At 52.4% G+C, this 15,744-nt stretch carries 16 protein-coding genes and 2 pseudogenes; 5 read left to right on the forward strand and 13 right to left on the reverse strand.

All coding sequences use genetic code 11. The features are described from left to right. Nucleotides 1–107: 107 nt before the first annotated feature. The 6 genes and pseudogenes from EQV90_RS18370 to EQV90_RS18395 form a co-directional block, all read right to left on the reverse strand. A complete protein-coding gene (locus EQV90_RS18370; RefSeq protein ID WP_240878524.1) occupies nucleotides 108–728 on the reverse strand; it encodes a hypothetical protein in 621 nt (206 codons plus the stop codon). A gap of 285 nt (nucleotides 729–1,013) precedes the next feature. Continuing rightward, nucleotides 1,014–2,948, reverse strand: a complete 1,935-nt coding sequence (locus tag EQV90_RS18375; RefSeq protein WP_240878525.1) for an NERD domain-containing protein/DEAD/DEAH box helicase — start codon at nucleotides 2,946–2,948, stop codon at nucleotides 1,014–1,016. Between the two features lie 134 nt (nucleotides 2,949–3,082). Further along, nucleotides 3,083–3,259, reverse strand: a pseudogene (locus EQV90_RS18380) (phosphate-starvation-inducible PsiE family protein); the annotation flags it as partial. A gap of 76 nt (nucleotides 3,260–3,335) precedes the next feature. Then, nucleotides 3,336–4,934 carry a hypothetical protein gene (locus EQV90_RS18385; protein WP_095041517.1) on the reverse strand — a complete coding sequence of 533 codons (1,599 nt, stop codon included), beginning with the start codon at nucleotides 4,932–4,934 and terminating at the stop codon, nucleotides 3,336–3,338. Nucleotides 4,935–4,960: 26 nt separating this feature from the next. Further along, nucleotides 4,961–5,416: a phosphate-starvation-inducible PsiE family protein gene (locus EQV90_RS18390; RefSeq protein WP_095041516.1), complete on the reverse strand. Its 456-nt coding sequence runs from the start codon at nucleotides 5,414–5,416 to the stop codon at nucleotides 4,961–4,963. A 141-nt stretch (nucleotides 5,417–5,557) separates the two neighbouring features. Then, a pseudogene (locus EQV90_RS18395) lies at nucleotides 5,558–5,800 on the reverse strand (phosphate-starvation-inducible PsiE family protein); the annotation flags it as partial. 255 nt (nucleotides 5,801–6,055) lie between these two features. Between EQV90_RS18395 and EQV90_RS18400 the strand changes: the two are divergent. From EQV90_RS18400 to EQV90_RS18410, 3 genes are all read left to right on the forward strand, one after another. Continuing rightward, nucleotides 6,056–6,313 carry a YebG family protein gene (locus EQV90_RS18400; protein WP_003439988.1) on the forward strand — a complete coding sequence of 86 codons (258 nt, stop codon included), beginning with the start codon at nucleotides 6,056–6,058 and terminating at the stop codon, nucleotides 6,311–6,313. A 78-nt stretch (nucleotides 6,314–6,391) separates the two neighbouring features. Beyond that, nucleotides 6,392–6,967 carry an NAD(P)H-dependent oxidoreductase gene (locus tag EQV90_RS18405; protein ID WP_240878536.1) on the forward strand — a complete coding sequence of 192 codons (576 nt, stop codon included), beginning with the start codon at nucleotides 6,392–6,394 and terminating at the stop codon, nucleotides 6,965–6,967. A gap of 38 nt (nucleotides 6,968–7,005) precedes the next feature. After that, a complete protein-coding gene (locus EQV90_RS18410; protein WP_010656022.1) occupies nucleotides 7,006–7,416 on the forward strand; it encodes a MerR family transcriptional regulator in 411 nt (136 codons plus the stop codon). 45 nt (nucleotides 7,417–7,461) lie between these two features. Here the strand turns inward: EQV90_RS18410 and EQV90_RS18415 are convergent, their stop codons facing one another. From EQV90_RS18415 to hmgA, 4 genes are all read right to left on the reverse strand, one after another. Then, the gene (locus EQV90_RS18415; RefSeq protein WP_003439985.1) at nucleotides 7,462–8,502 is read right to left on the reverse strand and encodes a Glu/Leu/Phe/Val dehydrogenase dimerization domain-containing protein; all 1,041 of its coding nucleotides are present in this window, start codon (nucleotides 8,500–8,502) and stop codon (nucleotides 7,462–7,464) included. Nucleotides 8,503–8,669: 167 nt separating this feature from the next. After that, nucleotides 8,670–9,308, reverse strand: coding sequence for a maleylacetoacetate isomerase (gene maiA, locus EQV90_RS18420; RefSeq protein ID WP_010656023.1), 639 nt, complete (start codon nucleotides 9,306–9,308; stop codon nucleotides 8,670–8,672). 11 nt (nucleotides 9,309–9,319) lie between these two features. Then, nucleotides 9,320–10,624: a fumarylacetoacetase gene (gene fahA / locus EQV90_RS18425; RefSeq protein ID WP_240878526.1), complete on the reverse strand. Its 1,305-nt coding sequence runs from the start codon at nucleotides 10,622–10,624 to the stop codon at nucleotides 9,320–9,322. Between the two features lie 2 nt (nucleotides 10,625–10,626). Further along, nucleotides 10,627–11,931 (reverse strand): homogentisate 1,2-dioxygenase, encoded by a 1,305-nt coding sequence (gene hmgA / locus EQV90_RS18430; protein WP_003439980.1) that lies wholly within the window; start codon nucleotides 11,929–11,931, stop codon nucleotides 10,627–10,629. 163 nt (nucleotides 11,932–12,094) lie between these two features. Between hmgA and EQV90_RS18435 the strand changes: the two genes are divergently transcribed. Continuing rightward, nucleotides 12,095–12,889 carry an IclR family transcriptional regulator gene (locus tag EQV90_RS18435; RefSeq protein WP_003439978.1) on the forward strand — a complete coding sequence of 265 codons (795 nt, stop codon included), beginning with the start codon at nucleotides 12,095–12,097 and terminating at the stop codon, nucleotides 12,887–12,889. 269 nt (nucleotides 12,890–13,158) lie between these two features. Here EQV90_RS18435 and EQV90_RS18440 read toward each other — a convergent pair whose 3' ends face one another. After that, entirely contained in the window at nucleotides 13,159–13,845 is a 687-nt protein-coding gene (locus EQV90_RS18440; RefSeq protein ID WP_240878527.1) for an LrgB family protein, read from the reverse strand. Continuing rightward, complete coding sequence (locus EQV90_RS18445) at nucleotides 13,835–14,221, reverse strand: CidA/LrgA family protein (protein ID WP_060781830.1); 387 nt, start codon at nucleotides 14,219–14,221, stop codon at nucleotides 13,835–13,837. Before EQV90_RS18445 ends, EQV90_RS18440 begins: the two co-directional genes overlap by 11 nt. Nucleotides 14,222–14,320: 99 nt before the next feature. Here EQV90_RS18445 and EQV90_RS18450 point away from each other — a divergent pair, with 99 nt between their 5' ends. After that, entirely contained in the window at nucleotides 14,321–15,217 is an 897-nt protein-coding gene (locus EQV90_RS18450) for a LysR family transcriptional regulator (RefSeq protein WP_240878528.1), read from the forward strand. Here the strand turns inward: EQV90_RS18450 and EQV90_RS18455 are convergent. Then, a complete protein-coding gene (locus tag EQV90_RS18455; RefSeq protein WP_003439968.1) occupies nucleotides 15,198–15,653 on the reverse strand; it encodes a flavodoxin in 456 nt (151 codons plus the stop codon). The two genes, EQV90_RS18450 and EQV90_RS18455, sit on opposite strands and share 20 nt — an antisense overlap. Between the last annotated feature and the right edge of the window lie 91 nt (nucleotides 15,654–15,744).

Consider the following 15,744-nt stretch of genomic DNA (forward strand, 5'->3'; position numbering starts at 1 on the left):
AGGTGCTCTTCCGCAAAAAATAGTGAACTGACAGGAGGAAAGGTCTGTTTTTCGATTAAGTCGGTGTTTTTTGAACCTCAGACAGCTAGACCGTTAAAAACGGCTGCTTACTTCAGACCTTCCTTAGATGGGAATTTAAAGAAAGCCTCTTGAATAACAGCTTGATTTTTCCTGACGAGCGCTTTTGGGGCACGTTCAATTTCATTGTGGCATTCAAGAAATTTTCTTGCCGTGTCGAGTTTTTGGGATTTTCTCTTTATCTCGAACTGGTCAAGGTCAGATAAAAGATGCTCTGTGTCAACAATACCTTTTGCATTGAGTATGTTTTGAAAAGCGATAATGCTGCCTTCATCTGTTTCTTTCTTGCTTGCGTTCTTAACTGTATTTTTTAACTTGCTTCTTAATTCAATCAGTTCAGACCTGTTGTCGTTTACGATAGTTGGTGCTTCTGCTTCGTCTGCAATTTTTGCAAGCAGTGCTTCTCTCTGTTCTTTCGGGTAGTCGTCAAGTTTTGTTGTGCCCGTTTCAGGAAGCCAGATTAGGTTAAGATGAGATTGCTCATCGAGCCATTCAAGTTTTTTCGGTTGGCTTGCTGGTATGCGCAGAGAGTGGCGCAGACTCTTAAACAACTGACGGCGACCGCCATGTCCATTAGTGGATACTTTCTTGATTTCATTCGTATAGTTCAATGTTTTGAATATCATTGACGTTATTTTTTTGCCATTCATTTTGTCCTCATATTGATATATTATATTGGCGCGCCTTGTTTTTGCTTCTGCAATTCCGGCAGGAACCCGTGCTTATTACCGGAAGCGAAGCGTCTTAACGTAGTTAAGTCTGGTAGTAAGCCCAACGGGTTAAAAGAGGCCACACATAAATATTAGCATTTGGATTAATGCTTTTTTGCTTTTGGCTGGATTTGTCCAGCCTGATTTTAATTCTTTTAAACGAAGCGCTGAAATACGCCTAATCTTGACTAGGCATATTGAGGAGTAGACAAAAAAACCTAGCCTTTATAACGACTCAACAAGACTATTAATATCATCTAAATGACTCTTAAAAAAATCAGAATACTTACTTCCAACAGGCAAAAAGACCACGATACTTTCCTTTGCACGAGTAAGCCCGGTATAAACTATCTCAGGCGTATCTTTTTCACTTACAAAAAGAACTATAAATGGCGACTCATACCCTTTAAAGCTATGGATAGTTGATAACTTTGTAACACCACTATTTAAATTAAATCCTATTTTCTTAGCATTACCCATGACCTTTGTAGATTCCTTATACTTTGGATGCTTTTTCATTTCCAAAGAGGGAAAAGTAGTGAGCGTTTTTTCTTTATGTCCTTCCCCATTTCTTATCAGGTAGTCAACCTCTTGAAGCACCCCCTCCCTAGACGAGATAATTGATATATCATTAGGGTGAATACTTGAACTCCTAGCCAAACCAACAATCACTTTGACTAAACTTTCGAGTTTCGACTCATCATAATAACCACAAGCATTTATCCCGAGCATTCCTAGCGATGGCTGATATGACTCATCTACATCCACCTCATAAGTTTCAGAAAGGAAACTGCTCTGGAAATAAGTAGCCAGTTTAAGAATATGACTATCTTCCTTAAACCTGAAACTTTTAGTTAACTTCTCCCACCTACCAAAGCCCTCTACAAGTTTTGACTTCCTGTCCGAATCAACTGCCCTCGAATAAATATTCTGTTTCTCATCGCCAAACAGAACCATTTCACCATCGCTTTCAAGGAAGTACTCCCTGATTATTTTTATCCACTCTGGCTTATAGTCTTGCACCTCATCTACCAGAATAGTTTTATACTTCCTAATATCCTCTACACTTCTAAAGACATTAACATTGGAAAAGTAATTGGTCTCCAACTGCTCCCAAGGGACCGACTTTGCGGGGTCCCCTTCAAAAAACTTTATGTCTATACCGTAATTATTGAAAGCCGATGTTAGAAACCCATGATAATGAGCAATCTCAAATCCCCCCCATGAAAACCCTTCCCTCACCTCACTAATCTTGCCTTTAATATACATTTGAAGTGTTATATTAAAAGTCAAAATCAGCACTGCATCCTCATGTCTTTTAAGAGCATTCACCGCTCTCTTCGCCAGAACAGTTGTTTTACCAGACCCAGCCACACCACAAATTTTAGCTCTTGCACCAGAGTCACTTTCGCTTAATCGGCTTTGGAGCTTTGTATAAGCTATCACTTTCCCTTCATTTTCATAGTGGTATGGTGGACATAGAAGTCGCACGAATTCGTTATAAATAGACTCTTCGAAACTAACACCCATAAGATTTTTGCTGAATGCTATTTTCCCTAAGTTATCCTTTGTGACCGACAACATTGTAGCGTCACGGAGCAACTTTTTCTTCTTTCCACCTAAGTAACTATCTCGTTTACAATAATCGAAATGAGATATATCTTTATTCTTAAACCGTTGCGTATTCTCTTGCATCTGTCGAAAAAGCAACTCAACACTATCTTGATAGAATCTGCCAACCCCTTTTTTGTCGGCGCAATGAAAATAAACATAAACACTCACAATATTATAGAAATTTTTGTCTCTCAGTCTCTTTTCAAGCAGCCCATTAACATGAATATCAAAAAAGTTCTTTTTATAGTTGAACACCTGTGCAAACGGCGACTTTAACTTCTGGTGATTGCTTTTTAAAATCCAATCATTATCGACTGTGACAGCGTACCTTGACAAATCCCAGTCTTTAACCTCGACAACTATCACCCCCAGGTCTTTATTAATCAACACTATGTCTGGTCTATCACCATTAAAACATGGCTGGACATATATATCCGTTTTGGAGTCAAACCGTTCACTAAGCGCTTCAATTAAGTACAACTCGCCGCTTGTGGGCGGCTGCCGTGATTTTTTTATTTTTTCTATACTTGGAATTATATTTGCCATTTACCTTTCCTTTTAAACAACAGACACCCTACCACAGCGTACTTTTATGTTGCCAACTTAAAAAATTCGGTATTATTGAATCACGTTTCAAGACAACAGCAATATACCTCTTACTTCTCTTTAACAGATGGGTACTACAATGACGAATATCTAACAACAAGAATCGAAAACGCTAACAACAATACGCCACCGCACACATAAATTACCCCCATATCAGGAGCGTTACGATGTGAAACATCACTAATCAAGAGCCTAATAAATGCTGTAAAACCGATATATAGCAAAAATCGCAGGGGCATATGATTTTTTTTGACGATTTGGCCGGTACTTTTTTAAGAAAAATATTTAAAGATTTTTACTGATATTAATTTCCGAAAAACTCAAAAATCAATATCGTATCCTTTCAATGGACTCATTAATATCCATCATTACGTGTTGATGTAACGAAATTAGCCCCCCTGTATTCCTTATCCTCAACCCACTTCCGGCATTGACAAACCCTACGACACCTGATATGAAATCATCATTTACCGAAAATATTTCAGATGCGCGCCTATAAACATCATCCTCACCGCACATAGCTGTAATCTTCTCACTTAATAACTTAGGCGAACTAGTAAGATAATCATTCGCAACAGAGCTTATAAATTCAGACAAAACTATATCACCCGACTGCATACCTAGTGTGAGTGCTTCAAAGTCAGCAATAGTAATATATACAACCTGTTCTAATGGTATAACCAACTCAACGCCGCACTGTTCCCTTACATAATCCGCAAGATTTTCACCAATAAAATTCTCTATATTTGCGGCTGTAAGAAACCCAAAGTCTCCGTGAGTGACCACCATAGCCTTAAAATCTTTATCAGCGTACTTACTAATACTTTTCAATCGAGCAGCACACATCTGACACTGCACAAGGGCTTTTAGAATATGGTCATGAGTAACTTTCTTCAACAGGGCCGGGTCTGAACTAACTTTAAGCCAATCAGCTTGCTCGACTGCCTTGCTTTCCACAAAAACAAAATCTGATTCTTCGACTGCAAAATCAGGAAACTTATTCCCTTTTAGAGGAATTAAAAACTCACGATATATATTTTTTAAGTCACTTTCCGAATGGACTACCTTCGAAGTTTTCGCGAGACATGCTCCAACATATCCCTCAATATCCTTTCCTAACTCCCCTTTCAAATCGGCACGCTTAATTATATCAACGAGCATATAGGGGAAGCTTGAAAAAATAAGGTCGCAGTTAAAAATGTAGACATGCGCACCGGAAACCAAGAACGGCTTCCTTTTCAAAGGCGTATCGTAGTAGTAATCCTCAAACGTACCATTACTTTTTTCTTTATACTGCTCGAAATACGCTGGTAAATCTTTATAGCGTATTCCAAAATACCCAAAAAAATTTATAATTTCGTCTATCTTTACTACTGCCTGCAACCTAAACAGCAGGTCAACCATATTCAACTCAAAGACCTGACCATCCTTCCTATCTCCCATCTGTAAAAAAATATGCAGCCAAATAATTGAAAAACTTGTAACTCCAAAACCCACAACATTACGACCTGCAACTTCATACTTCTCTTTACCGCCTAAAATCTTACACTGCCTAACCAAGCTCATTATACTTTTACCCTCCCCTCCTCCTATCCACATTTGCTGATTGATTAAGGGACGAAACGACATCAATATATTTTCGTAGTCAGGTTTGAACAAGTAATCCTGCAATCTAAAAAGCAAATTAATGACACGAACAAAATCCGCCTCATTCATTTTCAATTTACCGTTTTCTTGAGATGATATTTTTACAAGCAAGAACACTAGCCAAGGTGCGTTCTTTATATTTAAACCTTCATCACTTCCACTGCGCTTATTTGCGAGGTACTTCATCGAAATTTCAAAAACTGAAATCCTCGTGTACTTACTAATTGTATTAGTCACCAAAGCAAGCTGCTGCGAATACGCCAAATCGTCCTTACTCATAATAAAAATCCTTTTTAGGTCAACAGCTAGTTCTCTGAGCGCTCTTTAACAGATGGATATTTTGAAGATGAGAATCTAACCACAAGAATTGAAATTGACAGCAGAAGCACACCACCACAGACGTAAAGAATCCCCATGTCGGGGGCGTTGTGATGTGAAACGTCGCTAATCAAAAGCCTAATCAAAGCCGTAACGCCGATGTACAAAAGGAAGCGTAAAGGCATGTGATTTGTACGAAAATAAATGCCCGCCATAGCCAGCAGTTCAAGGAAAATGAAAAGCAGCAAAATGTCATCGACAGAGATTTTAGGCTGTTGCAGCATCACTATAAAGGTCGAAATCCCGGCGTAAACCGTCACAGCCCCGATGCCAAAAAGCGCAAGGTAATGGAATGTTTCTACGAAGAGATTGCCGATTGAGTCAGCCCCACCGTGAAGTTTCTTGCGCAGGCTTTCGGCCCATTTTACTTGTTCAGTCATCATTCCCACCACCATCAAAAAATTGAGCGATTCAGTCCAGTCACACGGCACGTCAGAGGCGGGTTATGCACACCACGCCCCAGCGTTTCCGTGGCTTTCAAGGGGTTTTCCATGGCAAAATAAATTGTTAGTAACGTAGACCCTCGTCTTGAAATAAATTCCGACCATGGCGCCCAGTTCGAGGTAGATGAACAGCAGCAGAATGTCATCGATGGAGATATTGCCCTTCTCCACCATCTGCAGAAATTCCATCACCGCCGCCCAGGCAGTGACTGCGCCAATGGCAAACAACGCCATATAGTGGAAGGTCTCGACGAACAGATTGCCCATCGATTCGGCCAGTTCATGAACCTGGCGACGTAGCTTTTCAGCTTTGTTAACTCTCACGATGCAGCTCCTTGAATCGACTCGAACGGATCATCCGCATGTACATGGCCCTTTCTGCATGCAGAAATAAGGCCAGGCATCCCCAGTGAGATGGTGGCGGCCGGCTATTAGACACCTCGGATGCCCGCTGCGCACACCAATTGCGGCTAGAGTAAAAAAGCCGCTATTCAAATCCCGGGGATTGGCTTATTCTTTTTGCTGTATATAAATACAGTAATCGCTAGATAATTTACGTGAAGGCATATGAGGTGGTAAATGGCCGTCGAAGTGGTATACCGCAGCAGCCGAGATCTGGAGCGTTTGTTCATGGATAAAGCCGAAGCTGACCGTCATGACAAAATGCTGGAACTTGCAGAGTTGCTGGCTGAAGTATTGCAAAAAGCCGTGCCGTCGCTGAGCGAGCAGCAGGTCGAAGAAGCCGGCATTTACATGGCGAAAAACCGCGATGTGTTTGCCAAGGCCTTCAAGAGCCAGCCGGACGCCCTGTCCGAGTTGCTGGTCGAAAGCGAGTAACAGCACCGAGCCCTCGCTTGACTCTCCCCCTGGGGGCAGACCCTATCCTGAAAGGCCGTCTTTCAGGTTGGTGTAATGATGAGCAAGCGAGTACTGGTAATTCTGGGACATCCCTCTACCGACAGTTTTTGTGCAGCCCTGGCCGACCGCTATGTCGAAACGGCCATTGGCGCCGGTCAGGATGTCCGCGTGTTGCATCTCGCAGCCCTGTGTTTCGATCCGGTGCTGCACGAGGGTTATAAACAGATCCAGCCGCTGGAGCCGGACTTGCTCAAGGCCCAGGCTGACATCACCTGGGCGGAGCATCTGGTACTGGTGTTTCCGGTCTGGTGGGGCGGGGTTCCGGCTTTGCTCAAAGGCTTTCTCGAGCGCATCCTGCTACCCGGCTTCGCCTTTAGCTACCGCAAGGGCAAAGCTTTTCCAGAGAAACTGTTGTCAGGACGCAGCGCCTGTCTGCTGGTGACCATGGACACCCCGCCCTGGTATTACAAATGGGTGTACTGCATGCCGGCATTGCATCAAATGCGCAGGACCACTCTGGCCTTTTGTGGCATAAAACCCCTCGTGACCCTGACATTCGGCCCGATTCTGGATTCAACCGCCAGGCAACGGGACATTTGGCTCGGGCAAATCCGCGAACTCGCTGCCAGGTAAGGCTCCAATATGCGGGCGGCCATTAAAAAGGACTTTTCATGTACATCGGCAAAGCCGCCCAACGATCGGGCACCACCATCAAAAGCATTCGTCACTATGAAGACATCGGCCTGTTGCCGCCGCCGCAGCGCCGTGGCAACTATCGCGTCTACAGCGAGCAGAGTGTCGAGCGGCTGATGTTCATAAAGTGCGCCCAGCAACTGGGCTTCAAACTGAAGGAAATGCTGGCGATTCTTGATGAGCACCACGGGCAGGCACTGCCATGGGATGTGGTGCGAAACGCTATCACCGACAAAAAACAGTCAGTGCTGGAGCAGATCCAGGCCCTGCACAACCAGCATGCCGGGCTGGTCGCATTCGAGACCCGTTTTTTGGCCGCTGATCAATCCTGTCAGGCAAGCAACCTGCTGGAGCAGCCGGTGGATGCTCGATTGCTGGCAATGGCCTGAAGGTCTGGCTGTTCGGCTTGATCAGCTTCCTGGGCAAGCCTGCGCCTACGATGAGGTCGCAGTGCTTTTGGGGTACAACAACCGCTGCGCCAGCTCATCGGAAACCCGTGCCGGTGAACGCTTCTCGGCCTGGGCGTGGGCGTAGATGCCCGTCAGGCGCTGGCTGATACGCAACAACTGCTGGTTAATGGCCTCGGGGGTCGCGCCTTCATGGGTCAGCGCCATGTAAATCAGACCACCCGAATTGATCACATAGTCAGGCGCATACAATATCCCCCGGCGTTCGAGCTGATCGGCAACTTGCAGGTTGGTCAGCTGGTTGTTCGCACAGCCGGCCACTGCCGAGCAACGCAGTTGCGCCACGCTGTGCCAGTTCAGCACGCCGCCCAGACCGCAGGGTGCAAGAATGTCACAGGGGGTGCTGAGCAAGGCTTCACAGGCAACCGGATGGGCGCCAAGCTGATCCATGGCCAGGCGAACTTTACCGGGATCGGTATCGCACACCAGCAACTCGGCACCCGCCGCATGCAGTTGCTCGGCCAGGGCGTAACCGACCTTGCCCAGCCCCTGCACGGCAACCCGCAATCCTTCCAGGTTGTCACTGCCCAGACGCGACGACGCAGTGCTGCGAATACCGGCAAACACCCCCATCGCCGTATGCGGTGACGGGTCGCCTGCCGCAGTGGTACTGGTTACGTGGCGGGTGCTCTGGGCAATACAATCCATATCGGCGGTAGAGGTGCCGCTGTCAATCGCGGTGATATAGCGTCCATCGAGTTGCTCGACACAGCGACCGAATGCTTCAAACAGCGCCGCGCGACTTTCGACATGGGCCGCCCGCATGACGACTGCCTTGGCGCCGCCCACCGCCAAACCGGCCAGCGCCGCTTTATAGCTCATGTCCTGGGCCAGGCGGATGGCATCGTTGACTGCACTTTCATCGTTGGGATACGCCAGATAACGGCAGCCACCCAGGGCGGGGCCCAGACGACTGCTATGAATGGCAATCACTGCCTTGAGCCCGGTGACAGGATCGACACTGAGGTGCAACGACTCCACATGAGCACTTTGCATGAGAGCAAACATTAACCAGCCCTCGAACGATAAAAGGTAAACGCCAGTATAGGTGGCGCCAGAAAAATCGTTGAAGTGCGCAGGAATAAGTCTGAGCTGTTTTCAGGGTTTCAGACATAACCTGCCGGGGCTACAGTTTGTGCGTCTGAACCCCGGCCCGGCCATTGTCTTGTGTGCCGCTAGGCGGGTGTATCCGGTTGCCGCGCGGGGTGTGCAGCGACAAACGCGGGGTGCTGCTCTGCCAATGCCGCAACCCGGGCGATCCGCGGGTATGGCACCAGCGATACCTTGAAGCGCTCAGCCGCATACAGCTGCGGGATCAGGTACACATCCGCCAGCCCGGGCTCCGGGCCGAAGCAATAGCCGCTATCGCCAATCAGTTGTTCAATGGCCGCCAGGCCCTGGCTGACCCAGTGACCTATCCATTGCATGACCTGCTCTTCGGTCTGCCCCGTCTGGCGCAGTTGATTGAGCACGCTGGCGTTGTGCAGCGGATGAATATCACAGGCCACCAGGGCTGCCACCGCACGTTCGCGGGCACGGGTGTCCAGATCTTCGGACAGCAACGCCACCTGCGGATACCGCTCCTCGAGGTATTCGATAATCGCCGGGGACTGGGTCAGCACCCTGCCCTCCTCCGTACGCAAGGCCGGTACCCGGCCTTGGGGATTGATCGCCAGATATGCCGGCTGGCGGTGCTCGCCGCCGCCAGCGGCAATCAGGTTGACCGGCACCGCCTGATAATCCAGACCTTTAAGCGCCAGCGCGATCCTCACCCGGTAGGACGAGGTCGAGCGGTAGTAGGTAAAGAGTTGCATGGCTCGCTCCTTTAGCGCGCAGCGACGACCTTGCCCCGGCATTCGCCAAAACCGATGGAGGCATACCCTTCACGGGTGCAACGGGCACGCAGGATGATTTCGTCGCCGTCCTCAAGGAACTTGCGAACCTCGCCCGACACCAGTTCGATCGGGTGTTTACCGCCCTCGGTGATTTCCAGCAGGCTGCCCAGTTGCGAGCGGTCAGGGCCCGACAGGGTGCCCGAACCGAACAGGTCGCCCGACTGCAGCTGGCAACCGTTGACACTGTGGTGAGCCACCAGCTGCGCGGCAGTCCAGTACATGTTCAGACTGTTGCTCAAGCCCAGTCGATGGGCCGGCAGATTTTGTTCACGCATCCCCTGGGTCAGCAGTAGCACTTCGAGCTCGATGTCCAACGCGCCCTGGCCCTGATCCTTGGGATCGAGCAAGTACGCCAGGGGCTGCGGGTCGCCTTCAGGGCGGGCCGGCTGCGCGCGGCGGAACGGCTCCAGCGCTTCGGCCGTCACCACCCACGGGGAAATGCTGGTGATGAAGCTTTTGGACAGGAACGGCCCCAGCGGCTGGTATTCCCAGGCCTGGATATCACGCGCCGACCAGTCGTTGAGCAGGCAGAAACCGGCAATGTGTTCGCCCGCTTCGCTGACCGGGATGGCATCCCCCAGGTCATTGCCCTGGCCAATCCAGATACCCAGTTCCAGTTCGTAATCCAGACGTGCACAGGGCCCAAAAGTCGGCTCGGCCTGACCGGCGGGCAAGGTTTGTCCTTTAGGACGACGCACCTCGGCACCCGATGCGCGAATGGTGGAAGCGCGGCCGTGGTAGCCGATTGGCACGTACTTATAGTTGGGCAGCAAAGGATTGTCAGGGCGAAACAGTTTGCCGACGTTTTTCGCGTGTTCGATGCCGACATAAAAATCGGTGTAGTCACCGATTTTGGCCGGCAGGTGTAATTGGCAATCCGCCGCCAGCGGTAGCAGTTTCGCACCCTGGGCTTCGATCTTGCCCCGCAGGGTGCTGCCCTCGCCCAGCAGCTCCAGCAAGCGTTCGCGCAGGGCTACCCGGGCACTGCGGCCCAACGCAAAATAGGTATTCAAGGCGCCGCCCAGCGAGGCTTCCACCGCGACCTTGGCCTGACCTTCAAACAAACCGGCAGCCAGCGCCGCCTCAAGATCAAAAATGTGCTCGCCGATGGCGATACCGCTACGGGGCGCCGAGCCATTAAGGCTGAAGATCCCCATGGGCAAGTTTTGCAACGGGAAATCACTGTGGCCGTTGGCGGAGGCGATCCAGCTGCGGGTAAATGTGGACTGGGTCATGTTTATCTCCGATTCGGGTTGAAGGTTGTGGGCAGCGAAGCCCAGCAAGCGTCGTAACTGGATTGCAACTGCGGGCATTCAAGGGCGAACCGGCTGGGGCGCAACACCTGGCTGGTCTCAAACATAAAGGCCATGGTGTTGTCGATTTTGCTCGGTTGCAGCTCTGCTGCAATGGCATTGGTACAGGTTTCGGCGTCCGGGCCATGGGCGCTCATGCAGCTGTGCAGCGAAGCACCGCCGGGCAGGAACCCCTCGGCCTTGGCGTCGTAACTGCCCTGGATCAGGCCCATGAACTCGTTCATCAGGTTGCGGTGGAACCATGGTGGCCGGAAGGTGTTTTCAGCCACCATCCAGCGCGGCGGGAAGATCACGAAGTCGAGGTTGGCCAGACCCGGCACGCTGGTGGGCGAGGTCAATACCGTGAAGATCGAGGGGTCGGGATGATCGAAGCTGACGGTGCCAATGGTGTTGAAGCGCCGCAGGTCATATTTGTACGGCACGTTATTGCCATGCCAGGCGACCACGTTGAGTGGCGAGTGATCCAGCTCGCAACCCCAGAGTTCACCGAGGAATTTTTGCACCAGAGGGGTCGGTTGCCCGTTATGTTCGTAGTGGGCCACCGGGGCCAGAAAATCCCTGGGATTGGCCAGGCCATTGCTGCCAATAGGGCCCAGATCCGGCAGGCGCAGCGGCGCACCATGGTTTTCGGCCACGTAGCCACGGGCTTGCGGGTCGAGCAGTTCAACACGGAACTTGAGGCCACGGGGGATCACGGCAATCTCCAGAGGCTCAAGCTCCAGCACCCCCAACTCGGTCGCAATCCGTAGACGGCCCTGCTCGGGTACCAGCAGCAATTCACCGTCGGCGTTGAAGAACACGCGCCGCATCGAGGTGTTTGCGCAGTAGCTGTAAATGCTGATACCCGCAGGTTTGTCCGCAGCGCCATTGGCCGCCATAGCCACCAGACCGTCAATGAAATCTGTGGCCTCATCCGGGATTGGCAGCGGGTTCCAGCGCAGGCGATTGGGGGTTACCGGGCCCAATCCGCCGCCGCCCAGTTGCCGCCCGAGCTTGACGAATGCCGGGTGGTTGGCTGATGGCTTGATCCGGTACATCCAGGTGCGGCGCGATTCGCTGCGTGCCATGGTGAACGCGGTACCCGACAACAACTCGGTGTACAGGCCGTAAGGGACTTGTTGCGGGGAGTTCTGGCCGACCGGCAACGCGCCGGGCAATGCTTCGCTGCTGAATTCATTGCCAAACCCGGATTGATACACGGGATCGGACAAAGACGAGTCGAGGTTCATGGCGCCTCCAGTGTGGAGAATACAGCTGACTGCGCCCGGCCCGAAAACAGCTTGCGCGTCGCTGCGTTATTTTTATCGTAATTCAATTACGCATAACGTAATTTGATTGGTATTAAGCGTCAAGCTATAAAGACGCCCATTCGTCCCGAGATCCCAGCAGCCCATGGAAAAGCCACGCAGCAGTAACGACAGCACTGGCAAACAGAAAGTGCGCTCCGCCGAAGTCGGCACTGACATCCTCAAGGCCCTGGCCGAGCTGTCACCTTCCACTTCCCTGTCGCGTCTGGCCGAGCACGTGCAAATGCCGGCGAGCAAGGTGCATCGCTACTTGCAGGCATTAATCGCCAGTGGTTTTGCCGAGCAGAATGCAGCCACCAATCATTACGGACTGGGGCGTGAGGCGTTACGTGTGGGGCTGGCCGCACTCAACAGCATGGATGTGCTGAAAGTCGCCGCCCTGCCCATGGCCGAACTGCGCGATGACTTGAATGAAACCTGCTTTCTGGCGGTGTGGGGCAATCAGGGGGCAACCGTGGTGCATATTGAAGCCGCGGTTCGCGCAGTCACGGTGGTGACCAAACTGGGTTCGGTGCTACCCCTGCTGAGTTCGTCCACGGGGCTGGTGTTCAATGCCTTTCTGCCTGACCGGGAAACCGCCACATTGCGCGAGCTGGAGTTGCAAACCGATAAAATTCATCCGCTGAAAAAACCTGAAACCTACGCCGCAACCGGTGTACAGATCCGTGAACGGGGATTGCATTTTGTCCATGGCTTGCTGATGCCCGGGGTCGATGCATTATCGGCACCGGTGTTTGATGCCACCGGTCATGTGGCTGGCGTACTGACCGTGGTCGGGCCGGCGTCGCTGTTCCATGCCGATGAAAACGGCCCCGCAGCCAAGCGGCTGCTGGAAGCGAGCACGGCCATCAGCTGGCGGATGGGTTATCAACCGGGTTAACAACGCCTGCCGCGGTATAACTGTGGCGCCTGGTTCGGCTTTCGACTATTGCCGAAGCGGTAACAGAGATTGTCGAAAAGCGGCCTTACTCCATAACAAGACAGCCATTATTCTTATCGAACTTTCCGGCACGGCTGCCGGTCACACGGATTGAGTCAACTCGACTCTCCCCCAGATTTACCCTGACGTTGATTTGTTGCTCCTTGATGAACGTCTTCGTTGGCCGCTGTCCTTCAGCGGCCTTTTTTATGCCCGGAATTTGCCGCGGTTCAAAGCAGCAGCATCAGCAATGGCGCCGCAAACAGGTTGAGGATCCCGGTGAGGACCATGACCAGCCCCGCCACTGACCCCTCTTCACTGCCGACCTCGCGGGCGCGGCTGACCCCCGCTCCGTGGGCCCCGATGCCGAACAGGGCACCCCGCGCCAGACTGCTGCGCAGCGGTAGCCACTTGAGCAGAATCCCCCCCAGCAGTGCGCCAAATACACCGGTAAACATTACGAACACCGCAGTCAGTTCGGGGACTCCGCCCAGGTGTTGGGCCAGGGGCATGGCGAACGGCGTGGTGATGGAACGGGGCACCAAAGACATGGTCAGCGATGTGTCGAGGGCCAGTGCCCTGGCCAGCCAGAATGAGCTGCCAATGGAGGCCACACTCCCCGCCAGCATCCCCAGCAACAAGGCGACCCAATGCCGCGCCAGCAACTTGCGCTGCTGCCAGATCGGCACGGCGAAGGCCACTGTCACCGGGCCCAATACCAGCATCAACCAATGGGTATCGCTTGAGTACTCGGCATAGGCGGTGTGTAGCGGTACGGCCACTGCGAGCAACAGGGCAGGCACCAGAATCAGCGGCGACAGCAGATAGCGCCCGGTGCGCCGGTACATCCAGCGGCTCAGACCGTAGGCCCCGAGGGTGAGGATCAGCCAGAACACAGGCATCCATTCAAACTTCATGGCGCAGTCTCCAGCGGCATACGGCTTCGACGGTAAAGGCGGTCACCACCATGACCAACAAGGTGCTGACCCCGATCACCAGCAATATCCGCCATCCGTCATCGCGTACCAGTGCGCCGTAGTCGAGCAGGCTCATCAGCGCCGGGATGAAGAACAGCAACATTTCGGCCATCAATACCCCGGCACCCAATTGCAGGGTCGCCGGGTTGATCAGCCCCAAGGCAAATGCCAGCAGCAGCAAGGCCATGCCAATCACCCCGCCGGGTATTGGCAGGTGCCACCACGCCGCGATCTGACAGCCGAGAAAATAAATGGCCAGCAATACCGCCACCTCACTGACCAGACGGGCAAAGCGTTTTACATCGAAGCGTTTCATATGGGTTCCAGTGCAGACTGGACTTCAGTTTAAAGACAGGCCTTCCATCCCTAAAACGAATTGTTAGACTGGAAGCTATTCCAAAACGGAATCACGCACATGGAATTCAAACAACTGCGCACATTCGTTGAAGTGGCGCGTCAGGGCGGGTTTACCCAGGCCGCCCATCTGCTGCATATCAGCCAGTCAGCGGTGAGTAAACAGGTGGCGCAACTTGAGCAGAACCTTGGCACGCCGCTGTTCGATCGCCTGGGTTCGCAGGTGCGCCTGACGGCGGCGGGAAATGTGGTGCTGCAGCGCGCAGAAGGCATGCTGCGCCTGCACAATGAGCTGCTCAGCGAGCTGGACGACTTGAGCCAGTTGACCCGGGGCGAGTTACGGGTAGGGCTGCCGCTACTGGGCAGTAATACCTTGTTCGCCAGCCTGTTTGCCGAGTACCGGCGGCGTTACCCCAATATTCAGGTGCAACTGCTCGAAGGCGGCAGCATGCATATTGAGCAGGCGGTGATGAGCGGAGAACTGGAGCTGGGCGGCAGTCTGACCCCGAAAAACCCGCTGTTCGGCTATCAACCGTTTTGCGATGAACCGCTGGATGCGCTGCTGCCGGAGGATCATCCGCTTGCACAGGACGGCAGCGTGCGTCTGGAGCAATTGGCCGATACACCGTTTTTGCTCTACCAGCGCAGCTTCATGCTCAACGAGCGTTTGCTGCAGGCGTGCCATCAATCGGGCTTCACACCCAAAGAAGGTGGCCGCAGCGGGCAATCGGATTTTTTAGTGGCGCTGGTGGCCGCCGGACAAGGTGTGGTGCTGCTGCCCAGCGTGGTGGCCCGGGCTCTGGTACGGCCGGGGGTCGTGCGTTTGAAGCTGATCGCGCCGCATTACCTGCGCTGGGATATCGCCTTTATCTGGCGCGACGGGGCTTATTTGTCGCGGGCAGCCCAAGCCTGGCTGGAGCTGCTGCGCGAGCGGCCGGTTATTGCGTCAGTGCCTTGATCAAGTCCTGCAGCCAGGGCTCGGCGTCTTCTTCCGGGGTAACGGTGACGCTGGAGTCCAGGCGCAGCATGGGCTGCACCTCGCGCAGCCCCAACTCTGCGAACAGCTCACGGATTTGCTCGCCGCCGCCGCAGAAAGTGTCGCCATAACTTTCATCACCAAGGGCGATCACGGCACCAGGCAAGCCACGCCAGGCGGCCGGCAGCAGATCACGGATCTCGCAGTACAACGGCATCAGGTTGTCGGGCAGCTCGCCCATGCCCGTGGTCGAGGTGACGGCCAAAAAGGCTTCAGGAGCGAAGGCCTGAATATCTGCCAGGCGGGCGCGAGGATTGAGCAAAACCTCAAAGCCGGCATCGGTCAGCAGTTGTCTGGCGTTGCGGGCGACTTCTTCTGCGGTGCCGTACACCGAGCCGGAAAGGATGGCGACTTTCATCAATCTGATCCTGTAACTGACTAAAAGTCCGGGATATTAGCAGGTGAGGCGCAGCTTTCGGTGATGGCACGTAGACTGCACCTGCGACCGG

The organism is Pseudomonas sp. TMW22089, assembly GCF_022496645.1.
Classification (GTDB): Bacteria; Pseudomonadota; Gammaproteobacteria; order Pseudomonadales; family Pseudomonadaceae; genus Aquipseudomonas; species Aquipseudomonas paraversuta.

Bases quoted from the DNA above. Each gene is read 5' to 3' on its own strand.
- EQV90_RS18370 (WP_240878524.1), bottom strand. From the start codon at position 728: ATGAATGGCAAAAAAATAACGTCAATGATATTCAAAACATTGAACTAT.
- EQV90_RS18375 (WP_240878525.1), bottom strand. From the start codon at position 2,948: ATGGCAAATATAATTCCAAGTATAGAAAAAATAAAAAAATCACGGCAG.
- EQV90_RS18385 (WP_095041517.1), bottom strand. From the start codon at position 4,934: ATGAGTAAGGACGATTTGGCGTATTCGCAGCAGCTTGCTTTGGTGACT.
- EQV90_RS18390 (WP_095041516.1), bottom strand. From the start codon at position 5,416: ATGATGACTGAACAAGTAAAATGGGCCGAAAGCCTGCGCAAGAAACTT.
- EQV90_RS18400 (WP_003439988.1), top strand. From the start codon at position 6,056: ATGGCCGTCGAAGTGGTATACCGCAGCAGCCGAGATCTGGAGCGTTTG.
- EQV90_RS18405 (WP_240878536.1), top strand. From the start codon at position 6,392: ATGAGCAAGCGAGTACTGGTAATTCTGGGACATCCCTCTACCGACAGT.
- EQV90_RS18410 (WP_010656022.1), top strand. From the start codon at position 7,006: ATGTACATCGGCAAAGCCGCCCAACGATCGGGCACCACCATCAAAAGC.
- EQV90_RS18415 (WP_003439985.1), bottom strand. From the start codon at position 8,502: ATGTTTGCTCTCATGCAAAGTGCTCATGTGGAGTCGTTGCACCTCAGT.
- maiA (WP_010656023.1), bottom strand. From the start codon at position 9,308: ATGCAACTCTTTACCTACTACCGCTCGACCTCGTCCTACCGGGTGAGG.
- fahA (WP_240878526.1), bottom strand. From the start codon at position 10,624: ATGACCCAGTCCACATTTACCCGCAGCTGGATCGCCTCCGCCAACGGC.
- hmgA (WP_003439980.1), bottom strand. From the start codon at position 11,931: ATGAACCTCGACTCGTCTTTGTCCGATCCCGTGTATCAATCCGGGTTT.
- EQV90_RS18435 (WP_003439978.1), top strand. From the start codon at position 12,095: ATGGAAAAGCCACGCAGCAGTAACGACAGCACTGGCAAACAGAAAGTG.
- EQV90_RS18440 (WP_240878527.1), bottom strand. From the start codon at position 13,845: ATGAAGTTTGAATGGATGCCTGTGTTCTGGCTGATCCTCACCCTCGGG.
- EQV90_RS18445 (WP_060781830.1), bottom strand. From the start codon at position 14,221: ATGAAACGCTTCGATGTAAAACGCTTTGCCCGTCTGGTCAGTGAGGTG.
- EQV90_RS18450 (WP_240878528.1), top strand. From the start codon at position 14,321: ATGGAATTCAAACAACTGCGCACATTCGTTGAAGTGGCGCGTCAGGGC.
- EQV90_RS18455 (WP_003439968.1), bottom strand. From the start codon at position 15,653: ATGAAAGTCGCCATCCTTTCCGGCTCGGTGTACGGCACCGCAGAAGAA.